Genomic DNA, 18,379 nt, shown 5'->3' on the forward strand with positions numbered 1-18,379 from the left:
CGCCGAGCACCCAGCGATATGACCAACTACTTGGTCAGGAGGCTGTTGTGGAGACCGTGACACTTGCCGATGCAAAGGCACGTTTAAGCGAGTTGGTGGAGCGGGCCGCCTCGGGCGAGAGCGTGAGCATCACCAGGCGCGGAAAGACGGTGGCGCAGATCACGCCGATCGAGACGCCCCGCGAGCCCGTGGACGTTGAACGACTCCGCGCTCTGACGGCGGCGATGGAGCCGCAGTCTGAAGCGGGCGCTGATTTCGTCCGCAGAATGCGGGACGAGGACCGTTACTGACCCTCTATCTCGACACGTCCCTGCTCGTGGCGTCCCTCACTCGGGAGGCCGCGACGGACCGGGTTCTGGCATGGCTCCATGCGGCTGGTCAGGATGATCTTATGATCAGCGATTGGGTAGTGACCGAGCTGGCCTCGGCACTCTCAATCAAGAGGCGGATGGGACAGCTCGACGCGGTTCATCAGGCGAATGCGCTCACGGAGTTCACCCGGCTCTGCCGCGCGACGTTCACGGTGCTGCCTGTCGACCGGGTTCATTTTCGGCGGGCTGCTTCTCTGGCTAGTCAGTATAGCCTCGGCCTCCGTTCGGGCGATGCTCTGCATCTGGCTATCTGCGAAGATCGAGGCATGACCGTCTGCACCCTAGACCGGCGGCTGAGCGACGCCTGCTCGGAAGTCGGCATTGCCAGGACACTTGTCTGATGCCAGGGCGCGCCTGAATTGCTCGACCACGTCACCATCGGCGTCAACGATCTGGTGCGCGCGCGCCTTCTATGATGCGGCGCTGGCTTCGCCCGGCATCGTCTGTATGTGCGGCGAGGGCGATGCCTCCGCAGGCTATGGCGACGGCGAGCGCGCCGACTACTACGGCGCCTTCGTGCTCGACCCTGATGGGCACAACATCGAAGCCGTCTGCCACCAGCCGCTTCGTTAGATCGGCCACCACCCGTCTGCCCGACGCACGAAGCGCGGCGGCTGGAATACGCTCCGCACCGGCAACGGCATTGTGCCCGCGCCCTGGCGCATGGCGACGACACAGCCCTCGATCGCGATACCCAGCGTGCCGAGCAATGCCGCCACCGCGCCGAGCGACGCGCCCGTGCTGGCGACATCATCGATGACGACGACACGCCTGTCCGCCAGACGCGGCAGGATCAGCGGATCGATATACAGCCGCTTGCCCTCGCCCGGCGAGGTGATCGAGCGGATCGGCACCGACATGTCGTCGCGGTACCAGAACTTCCGTGAATAGCCGAGCGGCACGAAGTTCTCATGTCCCAGCCTGCGCGCGACTCCGGGAGCGAAGGCAAGGCCCAGCGTCGGCAGCCCGACCACGACATCGGGTTGAACCTCCACTGCGAGGGCCGCCATCCGCTCCGTCAGCAGGTCCAGCACGGAGAAGCTCGCCTGGTTGGCGATGAAGGAGGCGACCGCCGTGCGCCCACCGGGCAGGACCCGGATCGGCAGCACGAGCCAGCGTCCGGGCGCCAGTTCCACCGCGTAACGGTCGATGAAAGGTGGCCCTTCGACCGCGCCGTTCGCGAAGCCCTGCCAGAAACCATCCATCGTCCGATTGTAAGGCGTCGGGAGATTGGCAGGGAGCCCCCCGTCCTACCGGGGCGCCAGCCGCTTGATGACGTGCGTCGAGCCGACGGGCTGCGGCAGGTAACGCAGCAGCAGCACCTGCCAGTCGAATGGCACGCCCGCAGGCGGTGACGGCGAAGCGTCGTCGGAAGGTGTCGCCATCGGCTCACCGTCGTCGGTGCAGCCGCCGTCCCGTGCAGTGGAATTCGTTGCGCTCATGCCGCGAGATTGCCTCATCGAGCGTGACAACCATGTGGCGCAACCATGTCCAAATGTTGAGAGTTGGCGCTAACCTCGCGCCACTAAGCATTGATGCGATTGCGAATGTGGGGTGAGGCACGGTGGAGCTGAGGGGGATCGAACCCCTGACCTCGTCATTGCGAACGACGCGCTCTCCCAGCTGAGCTACAGCCCCGAACCGTGGGCGCGGAACATGGTCAGATGCCGGGCCACTGTCAAGCGCGCCCTCTGCTCGGGTCGGTTGCGCCTGTCTGCCTCGCCCGTTAGGGTCCGCCGCGACCGGCTGGGCGGGCTTCGCTTGCCGCGCAGGAGGAAACGACACCAAATGGATGCCGCCCAGCCTTTTCTGAGCACAATCGTCTGGCTTATCGAGAAGATCATCAGCCTCTACATCTGGGCCATCATCCTGGCCGCTGTCGTCAGCACCCTGGCCTCCTTCGGCGTCATCGACACTCGCAACCGGCTGGTCTGGACCGTCATGGACTTCCTGGATCGGGTGACCGCGCCGGTCCTGAGGCCGATCCGTCGCATCATTCCCTATCTCGGTGGGATCGACATCAGCCCGCTGATCGCCATTCTGCTGCTCGGGGCCCTGCAGAGGCTGATCGCCGACCTCTATGTGCACATGATGCTTGGCGGCGGCGGCGGCGGTTTCTGAGGGACTTCACCGCCTCCGTCTCGCTTGCGAAAAGCTCTCGGGCCATTACATCCGGTTCGGGTTGATGAAGGAAACAGCCGTTGGACGTGGAGGATCGTACCCTCGCTAAGGCCCGCACGGGGGTTCCAGGCCTCGACACCATCCTGGAGGGCGGCCTGACACCAGGCCATGTCTTCTTGCTGGAAGGCAATCCAGGCACAGGTAAGACGACCATCGCCCTGAACTTCCTGCTTGAGGGCGCGCGGCAGGGCGAACGCGGCCTCTACATCACCCTCTCGGAGACCGAGCAGGAGTTGCGCCTCGGTGCGCGCTCGCATGGCTGGACCATCGGCGACGGCATCGACATCTACGAGCTTGTGCCTCCGGAGAGCCTGCTCGACGCTGATCAGCACCAAAGCCTGCTCTATTCCTCCGACCTTGAGCTGGGCGAGACCACGAAGCTCATCTTCCAGGTCTTCGAGCGGATCAAGCCGACGCGGGTCGTGCTCGACAGCCTGTCCGAAATCCGCTTGCTGGCGCAAAGCTCGCTGCGCTACCGGCGGCAGATTTTGGTGCTCAAGCACTACTTTGCGCGCCAGCATGCGACTGTTCTCCTGCTTGACGACATGACCTCGGAGCAGCTCGACAAGACGGTCCACAGCGTCGTCCACGGCGTTATTCACCTCGAGGAACTGGCGCCGAATTACGGTGCCGAACGACGGCGTGTCCGCATCACCAAGTATCGTGGCCAGGCGTATCGCGGGGGCTACCACGACTTCACCATCCGGCGCGGCGGCCTCATCGTGTTCCCCCGCCTCGTGGCGGCGGAGCATCGAACGCCCTTCCTCCGGCAGGTCATGACCACCGGCATTCTCGAGTTCGACGCGCTTCTCGGCGGCGGCGTGGAGCAGGGGTCGAGCGCCGTCATTATCGGCCCCTCGGGCACCGGCAAGAGCGCGGTCGCCATTCAGTTCCTCGTTGCGGCCGTCGCTCGCGGGGAAACCGCCGCCATGTTCGTTTTCGACGAGGAGCTGGGGCTGCTCTTCAGCCGCACCCGTTCGATGGGCTTCGACCTTGAGGCGCTCCGGGACCGGGGCAGTCTCTACATCGAGCAGGTGGATGCCGCCGAACTGTCCCCGGGGGAGTTCACCGCACGCGTGCGGGATTGCGTCGACAGGGCTCGGGTGAGGACGGTGGTGATCGACAGCCTGAACGGCTATCAGGCGGCGATGCCGGAGGAGAATGCGCTCATCCTGCATATCCACGAGCTGTTGCAGTATCTCAACCGGCAGGGCGCATCGACGTTCCTGACGGTGGCGCAGCACGGCCTTCTTGGCGAAATGAAGACGCCGGTCGATGTCACCTACCTCGCCGACACTGTCATCCTGCTGCGCTTTTTCGAGGCGGCCGGCCGCGTCAGACGGGCGATCTCCGTGATCAAGAAACGGACCGGCGAGCATGAGGATACAATCCGCGAGTTCCGGGTGGGCCGCGGCGGGATATCGATGGGGCCGCCGGTGACCGACTTTCAGGGCGTCCTGCGCGGGGTTCCGGTCTTGGTCAGTCCAACCAGCCAGACCGGCAACGGGATCGATCAGTCCGGTGCAGCGTGAGCCGACAGCAAGCGGCGCGATCATCCTGGCGCCGCTGGGCAGGGACGCGACCGTCGCCCAGAGCCTGCTGCGGGAGGCGGGCGTGTCCTCCACGATCTGCAACAGTCTCGATGTGTTCGGGGGATTGCTCGGGAGCGACGTCTGCTTCGCGTTGCTGACGGAGGAGGCTGTCGCATCCGTTGACCTTCGTGGAATAGCCGGATGGGTCGCGAGCCAGCCGAGCTGGTCGGACCTGCCGTTCATCGTGCTCACTCAGCGCGGCGGCGGCCCGGAACGCAATCCGGCTGCGGCCCGTCTCTCCGATATCCTCGGCAACGTCACCTTCCTCGAACGTCCCTTCCATCCCACGACCTTCGTGAGCGTGGCGCGCACCGCTCTGAAAGGGCGCGACAGGCAATATGAAGCGCGGCGCCGGATCGAAGAACTGCACGAGAGCGAGGCGCGGCTGAGGACTGCCTTGTTGGCCGGACATCTGGGCGCGTGGGAGCTCGATCTCGGCACATGGACGTTGCTCTGCTCCGAAACCTGCAAGGCGGTGTTCGGGCGCAAGCCGGATGAGCCGTTCTCGTACATCGAGATGGTGCAGAGCGTCTTCGGCGCGGATCGCCGTCGTATGGACAAGGCGCTGCGGCGCGCGATCGACGAGGGTGTAGACTACGCCATCGAATACCGCACGGTCTGGCCGGACGGCAGCATCCACTGGGGCGAGGCCAGAGCACGCATCCTGCGAGACCGCGAAGGCGGACCCTTGCGCCTCGTCGGCGTTTGCTCGGACATCACGGCCCGTAAGGCTTCCGAAGATTCGTGGCGCCAGCTCAACGAAACGCTGGAGCAACGGGTCGGGCTGCGCACGGCGGAACTCGAAGAGGCGCACCGTTCCGTGCTGGAGCAAATCCGCAGTCGTGAGGAAGCGGAGGAGCGGCTGCGTCAGTCCCAGAAGCTGGAGATGATCGGGCAACTCACCGGCGGGGTGGCGCACGACTTCAACAACCTCCTGATGGCGATACTCTCCAATCTCGATCTGCTGGGCAAGTACATCCCGCCGGACAGCCGGGAGTCCCGGCTCGTCGACGGCGCTTTGCAGGGTGCCCGGCGCGGTGCCACGCTTACCCAGCGCCTGCTCGCTTTCGCCCGCAACCAGGATCTCAATGTCGAGCCGGTCGACATGTCGGCCCTTCTGAACGGGATGCTGGAACTTCTCGAGCGCTCGGTCGGATCATCGGTCGAGATGCGGATCGATGTCGCGGAGGATCTTCCGCCCGCCTTGGCCGATGCCAACCAGATTGAAATGGCGCTGCTCAACCTCGCGCTCAACGCCCGCGATGCCATGGCGGAGGGCGGGAAGCTTTCGATCGCGCTCGATACGGTGCGGGTCGAAGCAGTAGGGGCCGAGGCCATGCGCCACGATGAGCCGGAAGGGTTGGCGCCCGGTCGCTACTTGCGTCTCATCGTGACGGATACCGGCCACGGCATGGACCGCGAAACGCTGGCGCGTGCGATCGACCCCTTCTTCACGACCAAGGGTCGGGGCAAGGGCACCGGGCTTGGGTTGTCCACCATTCATGGCTTGGCCGTGCAGCTGAAGGGCACCTTGCATCTGGCGAGCGTCCCGGGACGCGGGACGCGGGCGGAGCTTTGGCTGCCGGCGTCTTCCGAGTGGGCGGCGCCTCAGCCGGCGGCCGCTCTGGTGGCAACGGACGCGCGCGAGAAATCCGTGTCCCGGGCTACCATTCTCATCGTCGATGATGACGCGCTGATCGCCATGAGCACGGCCGGCATGTTGGAGGATCTCGGGCATGAGGTGATCGAGGCCCATTCCGGCGCGAAGGCGGTGGCGCTCCTGCGGGACGGGCCGCGCGTCGACCTCATGATCACGGACTTCTCCATGCCCGGGATGACCGGCCTGCAGCTTGCCGAGGCGGCGCGGAAGTTGCGGCCGGAACTGCCTATCCTGCTAGCAACCGGCTACGCCGAATTGCCGAGCGGCGAGACGATCTCGCTGCCGCGTCTGGGCAAGCCCTACAAGCAAAGTCAGCTAGAGGCGGAGATTTCAAAGCTTCTGGCGCCGTCGTCTCCGCTCCTGCACTCCGAAGCGGTTTCCTAAAGCCCGCGTTCGCGCTTGATGCGGTCCCAGGCGGCATTGACCTGCGCCGCGCGCTCCGTGGAACGTGCGATGAATTCCGGCGGCACGCCGCGCGATGCCAGCGTGTCGGGGTGGTTCTCCCGCATCAGCCGCTTGCGCGCCTCCCGCAGCTGCTCGCTCGTGGCGCCTCTGGTGAGCCCGAGCACGCTGTAGGGATCGCCCTCATCCGACGACGGCCGCGCACGCTCCTGCGCGCCGCCTTTCGCCTGCTCCCAGGCGAACTGGTCCAGCCGCAGCAGACGATGCACGTCGGCGAGAAACCGCAGCTCGGACGCATTCAACCCGCCGTCCGCGCGGGCGATCACGAACAGCGACCGCAGCACCTCTTCCAGGAGGACGCGGTTGTCGGCCTCGAAGGCGAGGGCGAGTTCTTCGGCAAAGGCCTCGTAGCCGTTGGAGGATTTGCGTGCCTCGTCGAACAGCCGCCCGACCGTCGGCACATTCTGCGGCGGCACATGGAAGGCGGCCTTGAATGCGTCTATTTCCGCCCGGTTGACCGGTCCGTCGCATTTCGCGAGTTTCGCCGATAGTGTCACCGCCGCGATCGCAAATAATTGGTCCCGGTGGCCGAGCATGGCCGCGAGCCGGGCCGAATTGAGCGGTGCCGAATTACCGCCCAGGCCGCCGGGCATGAAGCCGCGCAACCCCTTCTGGATCTGCGGAATTGCGCCCGCATCGGCCGCGTGACCGAGTGCCGCGCCCATGACGGCGCCCGCAGGGCCTCCGACGGCGAAGCCAGCAACGCCGCCGATGATCTTTCCCCAGAGCATGAGAGCGGTCTAACACGGAGGCGCGGCCCGGGCGATATGAACAAACGCGTCACCACCTGGGCGTCATCTAATGGGCAACTTTGAATGAATGGTCGGTCTATGATTCCTTGGCAGTTCTGGATCGATCGTGGGGGCACCTTCACCGATATCGTTGCACGGGATGCGGCAGGCAGCGTCGTCACCCGCAAGTTCCTCTCCGAGAATCCGGGCCAGTACGATGATGCCGCCATCGCGGGCATTCGCGACATCCTGGCGCTCGCCCCGGGGGCGCCAATTCCGCCCGGTGCGATCGCCCAGGTCCGCATGGGCACGACGGTCGCCACCAACGCGCTGCTGGAACGGCGAGGGACGCCGGTACTGCTCGTCATCAACCAGGGCCTCGGCGATCTTCTGCGGATCGGCAATCAGGCGCGGCCGCGGCTGTTCGACCTCGATGTCCGTCTTCCGCCCGTGCTCTACAACGACGTGCTGGAGGTGTCGGGCCGCATCGGCGCCGATGGCCGCGAGGTGGCGCCGCTCGACGAGCCCGCCATCCGCGCCGCGCTGGCGGATGCGCGGGCAGGGGGCCTTGCCGCCGTCGCCATCGCGCTGATGCACGCCTGGGCGTTCCCGGAGCACGAGCGGCGTATCGCGGCGCTCGCGGCCGAAGCGGGCTTCACGCAGATTTCCACCAGCCACGAGACCGGGCCGTTGCTGCGCCTCGTGCCGCGCGGGCAGACGACGGTCGCCGACGCCTACCTCTCGCCGGTCCTGCGCCGCTACGTCGATCGCGTCGCGGGCGCGCTGCCGGATGTGCCGCTGTTCTTCATGCAGTCGCATGGCGGCCTCGCCCGCGCCGACCGCTTCGCCGGCCGCGACGCCATCTTGTCCGGGCCTGCCGGCGGCATCGTCGGCGCCGCGCGCACCGCCGCCGCGGCGGGCTTCGACCGCGTCATCGGCTTCGACATGGGCGGCACCTCGACCGACGTGGCCCTCTACGCCGGACGTTTTGAGCGCGCAACAGAAACCGAGATCGCCGGCGTGCGGCTGCGCGTCCCGATGATGGCGATCCACACGGTCGCCGCCGGTGGCGGTTCGGTGCTTGGTTTCGACGGCGCCCGGCTGACTGCGGGGCCGGGCTCGGCCGGCGCGCATCCGGGGCCGCTCTGCTACCGCCACGGCGGACCGCTGACGGTCACCGACGCGAACCTGCTCCTCGGCAAGATCCAGTCCGCGCACTTCCCGGCGATCTTCGGTCCGCGAGGACAGGAGCCGCTCGACGCCGATGCGGTGTCCGCCGCGATCGATGCCCTGGCCGCGGAGGTTGCGGACGCCACCGGGCGTCCGCAGAACCCGCTCGCGCTCGCGGAGGGTTTCGTCCGCATCGCGGTCGCGCACATGGCGGGCGCGATCCGTGAGATCACCCTCCGCCGCGGCCACGACGCCGCGCGCTTCACCCTTGCCTGCTTCGGCGGCGCGGGCGGGCAGCACGCCTGCATGGTCGCCGATGCGCTCGGCATGACGCGCATCTTCATCCACCCGCTGGCGGGCGTGCTCTCCGCGTACGGCATGGGTCTCGCCGACCAGTCCGTCATCCGGACGCAGGCCGTGGAACGCGAGCTTGAGCCCGGGCTGCTGCCCGAAATCGATGCCCTGCGCGCCCGGCTGGAGGACGCCGCGCGGGCCGAACTCGCGGGCCAGGGCGCTGCCGGCGAGGCGGTCGCAGTCTCCGTGACCGCGGAGCTGCGGCTGTCGGGCACCGATGCGCCTCTGCCGGTGGCGCTTGCGTCCCTCGACGCCATGCGGGCCGATTTCGGGCGCCAGCATCAGGCGCGCTTCGGCTTCGCGGCGCCCGATCGCCCGCTCATCCTGGAAGCACTGTCGGTGGAGGCGGTCGCCGCCGCCGAGCCGCCGGAGGAGGCATCGCTTCCGCCGCGCGCCTCGGGCTCCTCGCTCGCGCCCATCGACCATGTGGCGGTCTTCACCGGTGGCGAGACGCACGACACGCCGGTGTTCGAGCGCCTCGATCTGCGTGCGGGCGACACCATCGCCGGCCCCGCCCTCATCCGCGAGGCGAACGCCACGACGATGATCGAGCCGCACTGGTCCGCCACCGTCACGGCCACCAACGGCATGGTGCTCGACCGTGTGGAGGCCATGGCCGCCGCGGACGAAGGCGCGGACGCGGATCACGCCGACCCTGTGCTGCTGGAGCTTTTCCGCAACCTCTTCATGAGCGTCGCCGAGCAGGCGGGCGTCGTGCTTCAGAACGCCTCGCTGAGCGTCAACATCAAGGAGCGGCTCGATTTCAGCTGCGCCATCTTCGACGGCGAGGGGCGGCTGATCGCCAATGCCCCGCATGTGCCGGTGCATCTCGGCGCGATGGGCGAGAGCGTGCGGCACGTCATCGCCAAGCGCGGCGGGAGCCTGCGGCCCGGCGACGTGGTGGCGCTCAACAATCCCTTTGCCGGCGGCACCCATCTGCCCGACGTGACCGTCATCACGCCGGTCTTCGACGAGACCGGCCAGCATATCCGCTTCTTTACCGCCAATCGCGGGCACCACGCGGATATCGGCGGCACCACGCCCGGCTCCACCCCGCCCGACAGCCGCACGCTGGAGGAGGAGGGCGTCGTCATCGATGATTTCCTGCTCGTCGAGCAGGGCCGGTTTCGCGAGCAGCCCTTCCGCGATCTGCTTGGCCAAGCCCGCTATCCGGCCCGCAGCCCCGACATCAACGTCGCGGACATCGCGGCCCAGGTCGCTTCCAACGAGGCCGCCTCGCGGGAGATGGCCCGGATCATGCGCGACTGGGGCTGGCCGCGCGTGGACGCGTACATGAACCATCTCCGCGCCCATGCGGCGGAGAGCGTCCGTCGGGTCATCGACGGGCTGGAGGACGGCGCCTTCGCGCTCACCATGGATGACGGCGCACCGCTGCGGGTCGCGATCCGCATCGACCACGCCATGCGTCGCGCGACCATCGACTTCGCCGGCACCGGTGTGCAGAGCGCCGGCAACTTCAACGCGCCCCCGGCCGTCACCCGCGCGGTGGTGCTCTATGTCTTCCGCTGCCTCATCGGCGAGGACATCCCGCTGAACGACGGCTGCCTCGAGCCGTTGGACATCCTGATCCCGCCCGGCAGCTTTCTCGCGCCCGCGCCGGGGGCCGCCGTGGTCGCCGGCAATACGGAAGTCTCGCAGGCCGTGTGCAACACCCTGTTCGGCGCGCTAGGCGTCTGCGCGTCGGCCCAGGCGACGATGAACAACCTTCTATTCGGGGATGCCAGTCGCCAGTATTACGAGACGATCTGCGGCGGCGTCGGCGCGGGGCCGGGGTTCGACGGGGCGGCGACAGTCCAGACACACATGACCAACACACGCATGACCGATCCCGAGGTGCTGGAATTGCGCTACCCGGTCAGGGTCGAGCAGTTCGGGCGGCGCGTCGGTTCGGGCGGCGCCGGCCAGTGGCGCGGCGGCGACGGCGTCATCCGCCGCCTCCGGTTCCTGGAGCCGATGACGGCCGTGATCGTCTCCTCGCGCCGCCGCGAAGGCCCGTTCGGGCTTGCCGGCGGCGGTTCGGGCGCCGTCGGCGAGCAATGGATCGAGCGCGACGGCGCAATCATTCGCATGGAGGGCCGCGACCGTCGCGACCTGTTAGCCGGCGACGTGCTAGGCGTGGCCACGCCCGGCGGCGGAGGCTACGGAAAACCATGACGGAGCTGGATTGAGAGCGCCCCAGCGCTCGCGCTACCAGAAGCGGCGGTCCTTTCGCATAAGGCCCGTGCCGGTTCTGCTCGCGGGTGCCGTGGTGATCGTCGCCGGCATCTGGATCGGGCCGCGCCTGTTCGACTGGAACGCTCACCGCGCGGCGATCGAGGCCGCCGCCAGCGGCTTTCTCGGGCGTCGCGTCGAGATCAGCGGGCCGATCCGGCTCGGCCTGCTGCCCCAGCCCTCCATCACCGCCGAACGCGTCGAGGTCCGCGACGACGGGGACGGCGTGCGTATGGGCACGCGCGCGCTCACGCTCAACCTCTCGCTCGGCGCGTTGCTCACCGGCCGTGTGGAGGTCACGCACGTCGTGCTCGACCGGCCCGACATCCGTCTGCCCTGGCCCCTGCCACGCGGGCCGATCTCGATCGAACCGCCGCCTTGGCTGGCCGCGCTCTCCGCGAATGTCACGCGCGGCAGCCTCGTCATCGGTCCGCTCCATGTGACGGACGCCAATATCGGCGTGGTCACCGGCGGCGCGACGACGGCGCTCAGGATCGACGGAACGGCGGAGGCCGGCGGTGAGGCATGGCAGTTGAGCATCGGCCTCGCCTGGCCGCAGAACGATGGAGGCGCACCGCTGCAGTTGACGCTGCAGAATGCGGCGACGCCCGCCGGCACCTTTGGTTTCAAAGGCGTAATGGCTGCCAGCGGTCAGGTTATCGGCAGCTTCACGGCGCATGGCGACGATCTCGCGGCCCTCGTGCCGGCGCCGGCGCTCCCCTTCGACGCCGAAGGCTCGCTCCGCGCCGATGGCCGCAGCGTGAACCTCACCGATCTGGCTCTCAGCCTCGGCAACATGCCGGCGAGCGGCAATGTCCGGCTGCGGCTCACGACCCCGAAGGCACCGATGGCTCCGTCGCCTGGCCTGACCATCCACCTGCACACTCCGATGCTGGACCTCGCACCCTGGCTCACCGCTTTTCCCGCCGGCAGCACGAGCGCGCCGCCGCTCAGCCTCGATCTCGACGCGGACTCCGCCGTTTTCGGGGACGGCCTGTTGCGCCGCTTCGGGCTGAAGCTCGTCACCTCGGCCACGCGGATCCGCGTCGACGATGTCCACGCCACATTGCCCGGCGAGGCAGCGATCGCGCTCACCGGCTTCTATGACCCGGCGAGCATCTCCTTCATTGGCCGGATGAGCCTGGGCGCGCCGTCGCCCGCCGTCACGCTGCACTGGCTGGCGCAGTCGAAGCTGCTGCCCGACTTTTCCGGCGCACTATCGGGTCTCGCCAGTCTCGCGATCACTGCCGATGTCGCCGCCGATCCCCGTCGCGCCGCGGTCACCGGCATCGCCGGGCGGATGAACGACACCACCATCGCGGGCGGTTTCGCGCTTGGGCTCGGTCCGGCCGCCTCGGTCGCCGCCGGGCTCGACTTCGGCAAGATCGATCTTGGGCAGTGGCTGCCGCCCGACTGGCTGGTGGACCCGCCGCGTCCGGATCTGCTGGCCCATGCCCTCGCCGGCACGACAGCGGACCTGCGCCTCACGGCCGATGAGGTCTGGCTCGGTGACGACCGCATCGATCACGGCGTGCTCGATGCGGCGATCAGCGGCGGCCGCCTGAACCTTCGCCAGCTGGCCGGTCAGGATCAGGGCGTCCAGGTTCTCGTTTCAGGAGCCATGGACGGCGGCGGCGTGCTCAGCGATGCGCGGCTGGTGCTGGCGGCGCCGCATGCTAACCCCTTCATCGACCTCCTGCCGGCCCGGCTCCGGGGGGAGCGCACCTTCTGGAACGCGCCGCTGGCCGCCACGGTCACCGCTGCCGGGCCGCCGAACGCTCTCGCGGTTTCACTTCAGGGATCGCTCGGCGACCTCGACGTTTCCGCCCAGCCGGTCATGGATCTGGTTCACGACCATTGGCAGGGTCCGGTCACCCTGCAGCATCCCAACGCCTCGCGCCTGCTGCGCACCCTCGGCTACACCGACGCGCCCGCGTGGCTCGGCGAGGGCTCGCTGTCCGTCGTGTCGAACGTGGCGTCTGACGGCAGTTCCTGGTCGCTGTCTCCGGTGACCTTCAGCCTCGGCATGCTGCATGGCAGCGGCAGGCTCGCTCGGGCCTCCGCCCGCCCGCCCGCTGCGCGGCAGATTACCGGGACGCTCGTGATCGACACGCTACCCTGGCCGGAGCCCGCAACCGACGACCCCATTCCGGTGGCGCTGCTGCGGGGCTGGGAGGCAACGCTCGACATCACCGTCAACCGGGTGATGAACGACCTCTTGCCGGTCGCGAGCGACGTGCATGCCGAAACGCGGCTTCACGACGGCGTGCTGCAGGTGGCGATCGAGCGCGCGCGTCTTCTTGGCGGCACGCTGACCGGCACGTTAAGTCTGGCGGCGGCGGACCCACCGACGCTGACGGCGACCCTCGGGCTCGCGGGCGCGGCCTCGCCGCCGGCGGGCGACGATGTCCTCTCGGGCTTGCTTCCGGTCGCGCTGACCGCAACCTCGCTGAACGGTCGCGCGACGCTTGCCGCACGCGGCTACAGCCTCGCCTCGTGGCTGGCGAGCCTCGACGCAACCATGAGCTTAACGGCGGGGCCCGGTGTCATCGGCGGCATCGATCTCGGAGCGGTATCGAAGCCCGGCCTGGAGGCGACGCTGGCCGAGTTGCACAAGGCCGACCTGTTCGCCGGCACGTCGGCGTTCAATACGTTGAAGGCTTCGGCGAGCGTCGTCCTGGGCGAAATGCAGGTTACCGGGTTTCAGCTCGACGGCGCCGCCGGGGTCATGATGGCGACCGGTCAGGTCGATCTCGTCCGCGGGGTCTGCAACCTCAACCTGGCGCTCAAGCCGGCCGGTGGAGGCAGTATCGTCAACGCGGTCCTCCAGGGACCGGTAAGCCACCCAGCCTCCTGGATCGTCCACGGCACGGCCATGAACTGACTTCGGGTCAAGCCGTCATCAGCCAGGGTTTCGACAGATAGCGCGCCGCTTCTTCGGTCGTCGTCATCAGCGGTGCGATGAGCGGGCCCTGGACCACGTCGCAGCCATGCCGCTCCAGAAACAGGAGCTGCGCCGGCGTCTCCACGCCCACGGCGACAGCCTGGAAGCCCAGACCATGCGCGAGACCGATCGCCGCGCGCACGATCGCTTCGCTGCGGCGCCCGGTGCCGATCTCGGCGATGAAGGACGCGTCGATCTTGATGCGGGCGATCGGCAGGCGGGCGAGCGTCGACAGCGACACTAGGCACGCGTCTCCGGTCTCGATCACGCTGGTGATGCCGCAGTCGTCGAGCGCCCGGAGGGCATTCTCCACAGCCGCGCCGATGCGGCCATGGACCATATCCTCCGTGATCTTGATTTCCAGATCGCCCCGACGCAGGCCAAAACGCCTCAGCAGTTCCTTGGTTTCACCGACAAATCCGGCTTCCGCAACCTGACGGCCATAGACGCCGATCTCGACGCGCCCTGGCTCGAGGCCCTGGGCGCGGAGCGCGGCGAGGCGGCCGAGCGCCCCCTCCATCACCAAGCGGCCCAGCTCGCAGGCCAACCCGGTTTCGATTGCGGCCGCCACAAGATCGGCACGGGGCACAATCCGGTGCCCGTTACGCCAGAACGGTATGGCCTCGAACGCCACGTGGCCGCCGCGGAGCAGGCGTTTCGGCTGCCAGGCGACGGTGATCTGTCCGTCGGTCAGGGCGTGCCGCAGCCCTTCCGCTAAACGCGCCCGGCGATCCAGCGCCTCGGCCTGTTCCGGGCGGAAGGCGCGCCAGGCGCGACGACCGCTGCGCTTCGCTTCGTAAAGCGCAAGATCGGCGTTCTTGAGCAGCCGCGGCACCTGCCGCCCGTCGATCGGGAAGATGGTGACCCCGCTGGATATGCTGACCTCGACACGCTGGCCCAACAGCTCCATCGTTCCGGTCAGCGCCTTGTGGATGTCGAACAGCCGCGCTTCGGCGGCCTCGGACGTGCGGTCGCCGGGCGCCAGCAGGGCGAACTCATCGCCGCCCAGCCGGGCGATGACGTCGCCGGGCCGCGCCAGGCGGCTGACGCGCTGGGCCAACTCCACCAGCAGGGCATCGCCCACATCATGGCCGCGGGTGTCGTTGATCTGCTTGAAGTGATCGACGTCGAAAATCACGAGCGCGCCGCCGTCGGGCGCGGCGAGCGCGTGCTCGAAGGCGGCCAGCAGGGCTGAGCGGTTGGCGAGGCCGGTCAGCGGGTCGTGCTCGGCCTGATACCGCAGATAGGCCTCCATGCGGCGGCGCTCCGCTGCTTCCCGCCGGGCTTGCTCCTCGGCCAGGCGGCGCGCCGTGATGTCGGTCTGGACGGCGAGGAAGCCTGTCAGCTGGCCGTCATCGTCCCGCAGCGCCGTGCAGTTGATGGCGATCCAGTAAGATCGGCCGTCGCGACTGTAGTTCAGAACCTCGGCATCGAAGCCCTCGCCCTTCTCGATGCAAGCCCGCATGTAGGAGCGCGTCGATGGGTCGGTGCCGATGCCTTGAAGCAGCGCCCCGGGCCGCTTGCCGATCATCTCGACAGCCGGGATGCCGCTCATGCGGGTGAAGGCGTCGTTGCACCATTCCGTGCAGCCGCCTGCATCGGTGATGACCACGGCGTTCGGCATCTTGCGAACGACGAGCGACAGGCGTTCCGCGCGTTCCGTGAGATCGTGCCGGGCGGTCACATCCTGGAAAGCACCTGCGAGACCGGTAATCTGGCCGTTCTCGCAAATAGCCCCCCCGCAGGCTCGCACCCAGATCTCCCGTCCGGTGGCCGTGACGAGCGGCAGTTCGAGATCGTAGGGAACACCGTCGCGGCGCGCCTTCTCCAAAGCCCCGGAAAGCGTCGCCCGAGCGGCGGGAGGATAAAAGGCGAGGGCCTCTTCGACTGTCGGTGGCCGATCCGGATCGAGGTCGTGCACGGCAAAGGTGACGGCGTCCCAGCGGACGGCTCCTGTGCGAAGGTCAAGCTCCCACCCGCCGACACCCGAGATCTGCAGGGCCCGTTCGGCAAAAGCGGAAGCGATTTCGTGCATTAGTTCCAGCGTCCCTCGGCTCCCCAGACTATTGACTCCGCATAACCAACATGACTCACAAAGCCGTGATCTCCGTTAACCGCAGGCGTTTTCTGTCTCCTGCCTATTGACGGCCTCGCGCAGGGCACGGACGCGCAGAGCCGACGCCAGAGGTCTCGCCGGCGTTCGCTCGGCGTCAACCTCGAGGACAAGCGCTGCCAGCGGCTTTTCACGCTTCCGGGCGCATTGTTCCAGCGCTTCCCAGAACTCCGGCTCCAGCGCAACGCTGGTTCGGTGGCCAGCAATGCTGAAGCTGCGTTTGACTAGCATTCCGACCGGCCCTGCTCGTGCTGCTGACTGCAATCCGTGAGAGTAGGGCGGAGTGACAGTGGCGTGAATATCCCGACCCCGCTCTGTCGGGAGAGAGGGCGAGGGTGTATGTGGTCGCCTCATCCTGTTGTGGGATTGACTGCATGGCAGGTCATGCGGGAGTGTTTTCCAGCCGGTTTTGAACCGACAATAATGGCTGGCGCATTACCTGCGCGCATCATTTCTTTACTTATTCACAAGGAATTTCATTTAAAGCGACACGTGATTCGATTAGGTCTGCTGCGGGCGGCGGACGTCATCAAGAACAGCCCGGTTGATTTGGCTTCTCCAGGAGAAAACGATGAGACAGTCCTATATCATCGAGATCGACGGCGTTTTCGTTGGCGCAGCCGCATTCTATGGCAACGGATATACCTTCAAGGGTGTCGATTCCCGGTTGAAGGAAATCGACGGGCAGCATTTCTCTCAACTATCCGAGGTACGCGAGGCAGCGAGCCGCACGTATCGCCGCGCACCCTATGCGGCGCGGGTTCAGGCCATGAGCGTTATGGCTCGTTCGCTCTAGTAAATGTCGCATCAGCGGAAGGCGTTCCAAAGATGCGGATTAGAAACGGCAGGTAGCGTCCACAATCAACGGCCTTAACCTTCGCTCGATCCGGCGTTAATGCATTCGTAGATTCTGGTGAGGGCTGTCCAGGCTGAAGGCGGGTATCGTCACATCGAACAGCTCGCCGGATGACGGCACTACCATGTGATACTCGCCCGCCATGAAGCCGGTCGGCGTGTCGAGCGGCGTGCCGGATGTATATTCGAATGCCTCGCCCGGCTCGAGGACGGGCTGTTCGCCGACGACGCCATCCCCATGCACATGCTGGACGCGGCCGAGCCCATTGGTGATCCGCCATGTGCGGCTGATCAACTGCACCGTCTGCTGGCCTTTGTTCTCGATCGTCACGCGGTAGGCCCAGACGAAGCGCCCCTCGTCGGCTTGCGATTGATCTTCGAGATAGAAGGAGCGCACGCTGACGCGAATGCCGTTCGTCGTCTTTGTGTAATCGTTGCTCATATCGTGCCGCCGCTCCGCGGTCCTCTGCTTTGGATGCCGGAAGCTTCCGTATCCAGCTCCTTTCCTCACGCTACGCTGACAGCCAGGACGCGGCAACCGGGCCATCCGAGGGCTCGCCTTCACCGGCGGCTCAAGCAGGCTCCAGCACCAGCCCCGCCGCCATCGTCGTCACCTCGTCGGCGGAACGCTCCCCCGCGATCGCCTGGGCGGCGAGTTCGCCTGTGAGAGCCCCGAGCTTGAAGCCGTGGCCCGAGCAGGCGCTGATGATCCAGCCCTTCGCGCCAACCGCATTCTGGATGAAATGCTCATCGTCCGTCACGGTATAGAAGCAGGCCTTCCGCTCCAGCACCTGGTAGCGGTCGAAGTCCTTCACCACCCGTTTCAGCACGCGGGTCAGGCGGGTCACGTCGAGGTCGGTGGCGGTGCGGTCCTCGTCGGCGTCGCCGCGGCGGGTGAAGACGTGGTCGCCGATCTTGAGCCGCGTGCCGCGCCGGGGCGGCAGCATGTAGCAGCTCGACTCCGGTCCGAGGTCGGCCATCACCGAGGCTTCCGCCCAGGCCTGGGCATGGTCGGGCGGGGGCGCCAGGAACATCACCGCCTGGCGGGAGGGCGTGGCGTGCGCGCGGAGGCTCGGCACCAGCCGGTCGGCCCAGGCGCCGGCGGCGATCACCACGCGGTCACCGGAGTAAGTGGCCCCATTGGCGGTGACGGTTCCGTGCTCCGCGTCGATCTCGCTCACGAGGTGGTTGGCGTGGAAGACGACGCCCTTGCCGGCGAGGAACACGACGAGGTCGAGCACGATGCGGGACGGGAACAGCATGCCGGCGCCGTCGGTTTCCACGACGCGCGAGACGGTGTCGAGGTTGAGCATCGGGAAACGCGCCGCGGCCTTTCCCAGCGGAACGTCGCGGAAGCCGATGCCCATGCGGGTGAGCGCCGTCGAGGTGCCGTGATACCAGGGCGTCTCCTCGCGCTGGAAATAAACCGCGCCGCAGGGGTCGTAATGGGTGACGCCGAGATCCTTCCACATGAGGTCCCAGAGCCTGAAGGCCTGCGGCATGAGGTAGGAGTAGCCTTCGAATTCTCCATAGGCGTGGCGCGTGATGCGGTGCTCGTCCCACGACGAACCCTTCGGGTTGGGGATCGGCCCCTGCTCGAACATCTCGACCTCGAAACCGCGGCGCAGCAGGCTCCAGGCGGTTGCGAGCCCCGCGATGCCGCAGCCGACGATGAGGACTTTCCCTGTGGGCGCCATGGCTCTTGCTCTCTCTA

General features: G+C 67.3%; 16 protein-coding genes and 1 tRNA gene. 9 read left to right on the forward strand and 8 right to left on the reverse strand.

Features of this window, described 5'->3' with window-relative positions:
* Positions 1-47: 47 nt before the first annotated feature.
* The 3 genes from ACOEQ1_RS04775 to ACOEQ1_RS04785 are packed head-to-tail and all read left to right on the forward strand — an operon-like array spanning position 48 to position 944.
* Complete coding sequence (locus ACOEQ1_RS04775) at positions 48-290, forward strand: type II toxin-antitoxin system Phd/YefM family antitoxin (protein ID WP_419758072.1); 243 nt, start codon at positions 48-50, stop codon at positions 288-290.
* Positions 287-712, forward strand: a complete 426-nt coding sequence (locus ACOEQ1_RS04780; protein WP_419758642.1) for a type II toxin-antitoxin system VapC family toxin — start codon at positions 287-289, stop codon at positions 710-712. The genes ACOEQ1_RS04775 and ACOEQ1_RS04780 overlap by 4 nt, the downstream gene beginning before the upstream one ends.
* Positions 705-944: a hypothetical protein gene (locus ACOEQ1_RS04785; protein WP_419758073.1), complete on the forward strand. Its 240-nt coding sequence runs from the start codon at positions 705-707 to the stop codon at positions 942-944. Before ACOEQ1_RS04780 ends, ACOEQ1_RS04785 begins: the two co-directional genes overlap by 8 nt.
* On the opposite strand, the gene ACOEQ1_RS04790 is transcribed toward ACOEQ1_RS04785, so the two are convergent.
* From ACOEQ1_RS04790 to ACOEQ1_RS04800, 3 genes are all read right to left on the reverse strand, one after another.
* On the reverse strand, positions 941-1,576 hold the full coding sequence (locus ACOEQ1_RS04790; protein WP_419758074.1) for a phosphoribosyltransferase: 636 nt from the start codon (positions 1,574-1,576) through the stop codon (positions 941-943). The genes ACOEQ1_RS04785 and ACOEQ1_RS04790 overlap by 4 nt on opposite strands.
* Before the next feature lie 45 nt (positions 1,577-1,621).
* Positions 1,622-1,813 carry a hypothetical protein gene (locus ACOEQ1_RS04795; protein WP_419758075.1) on the reverse strand — a complete coding sequence of 64 codons (192 nt, stop codon included), beginning with the start codon at positions 1,811-1,813 and terminating at the stop codon, positions 1,622-1,624.
* 123 nt (positions 1,814-1,936) lie between these two features.
* Positions 1,937-2,009 (reverse strand) — tRNA-Ala (locus tag ACOEQ1_RS04800).
* Between the two features lie 150 nt (positions 2,010-2,159).
* Between ACOEQ1_RS04800 and ACOEQ1_RS04805 the strand changes: the two genes are divergently transcribed.
* The 3 genes from ACOEQ1_RS04805 (at position 2,160) to ACOEQ1_RS04815 (ending at position 6,188) form a co-directional block, all read left to right on the forward strand.
* Positions 2,160-2,492: a YggT family protein gene (locus tag ACOEQ1_RS04805; RefSeq protein WP_419758076.1), complete on the forward strand. Its 333-nt coding sequence runs from the start codon at positions 2,160-2,162 to the stop codon at positions 2,490-2,492.
* An 86-nt stretch (positions 2,493-2,578) separates the two neighbouring features.
* Positions 2,579-4,084 carry an ATPase domain-containing protein gene (locus ACOEQ1_RS04810; protein WP_419758643.1) on the forward strand — a complete coding sequence of 502 codons (1,506 nt, stop codon included), beginning with the start codon at positions 2,579-2,581 and terminating at the stop codon, positions 4,082-4,084.
* Positions 4,074-6,188, forward strand: a complete 2,115-nt coding sequence (locus ACOEQ1_RS04815; protein WP_419758077.1) for an ATP-binding protein — start codon at positions 4,074-4,076, stop codon at positions 6,186-6,188. Before ACOEQ1_RS04810 ends, ACOEQ1_RS04815 begins: the two co-directional genes overlap by 11 nt.
* Here ACOEQ1_RS04815 and ACOEQ1_RS04820 read toward each other — a convergent pair.
* A complete protein-coding gene (locus tag ACOEQ1_RS04820) occupies positions 6,185-6,997 on the reverse strand; it encodes a TerB family tellurite resistance protein (RefSeq protein ID WP_419758078.1) in 813 nt (270 codons plus the stop codon). The two genes, ACOEQ1_RS04815 and ACOEQ1_RS04820, sit on opposite strands and share 4 nt — an antisense overlap.
* Before the next feature lie 99 nt (positions 6,998-7,096).
* Here ACOEQ1_RS04820 and ACOEQ1_RS04825 point away from each other — a divergent pair, with 99 nt between their 5' ends.
* Both ACOEQ1_RS04825 and ACOEQ1_RS04830 read left to right on the forward strand, forming a co-directional pair.
* On the forward strand, positions 7,097-10,696 hold the full coding sequence (locus tag ACOEQ1_RS04825; RefSeq protein ID WP_419758079.1) for a hydantoinase B/oxoprolinase family protein: 3,600 nt from the start codon (positions 7,097-7,099) through the stop codon (positions 10,694-10,696).
* Between the two features lie 10 nt (positions 10,697-10,706).
* A complete protein-coding gene (locus tag ACOEQ1_RS04830; RefSeq protein WP_419758080.1) occupies positions 10,707-13,637 on the forward strand; it encodes an AsmA-like C-terminal region-containing protein in 2,931 nt (976 codons plus the stop codon).
* Between the two features lie 7 nt (positions 13,638-13,644).
* Here the strand turns inward: ACOEQ1_RS04830 and ACOEQ1_RS04835 are convergent, their stop codons facing one another.
* Together ACOEQ1_RS04835 and ACOEQ1_RS04840 are read right to left on the reverse strand one after the other, a co-directional pair.
* A complete protein-coding gene (locus ACOEQ1_RS04835) occupies positions 13,645-15,732 on the reverse strand; it encodes a putative bifunctional diguanylate cyclase/phosphodiesterase (RefSeq protein WP_419758081.1) in 2,088 nt (695 codons plus the stop codon).
* Positions 15,733-15,807: 75 nt separating this feature from the next.
* On the reverse strand, positions 15,808-16,164 hold the full coding sequence (locus tag ACOEQ1_RS04840) for a ribbon-helix-helix domain-containing protein (RefSeq protein WP_419758082.1): 357 nt from the start codon (positions 16,162-16,164) through the stop codon (positions 15,808-15,810).
* 217 nt (positions 16,165-16,381) lie between these two features.
* Between ACOEQ1_RS04840 and ACOEQ1_RS04845 the strand changes: the two genes are divergently transcribed.
* Complete coding sequence (locus ACOEQ1_RS04845) at positions 16,382-16,606, forward strand: hypothetical protein (RefSeq protein ID WP_419758083.1); 225 nt, start codon at positions 16,382-16,384, stop codon at positions 16,604-16,606.
* Positions 16,607-16,702: 96 nt separating this feature from the next.
* On the opposite strand, the gene apaG is transcribed toward ACOEQ1_RS04845, so the two are convergent.
* Both apaG and ACOEQ1_RS04855 read right to left on the reverse strand, forming a co-directional pair.
* Positions 16,703-17,107 (reverse strand): Co2+/Mg2+ efflux protein ApaG, encoded by a 405-nt coding sequence (gene apaG, locus ACOEQ1_RS04850; RefSeq protein WP_419758084.1) that lies wholly within the window; start codon positions 17,105-17,107, stop codon positions 16,703-16,705.
* 130 nt (positions 17,108-17,237) lie between these two features.
* Complete coding sequence (locus tag ACOEQ1_RS04855; RefSeq protein WP_419758085.1) at positions 17,238-18,362, reverse strand: NAD(P)/FAD-dependent oxidoreductase; 1,125 nt, start codon at positions 18,360-18,362, stop codon at positions 17,238-17,240.
* Positions 18,363-18,379 lie beyond the last annotated feature (17 nt).

This window comes from Acidisoma sp. (genome assembly GCF_965199065.1).
Lineage (GTDB): Bacteria > Pseudomonadota > Alphaproteobacteria > Acetobacterales > Acetobacteraceae > Acidisoma.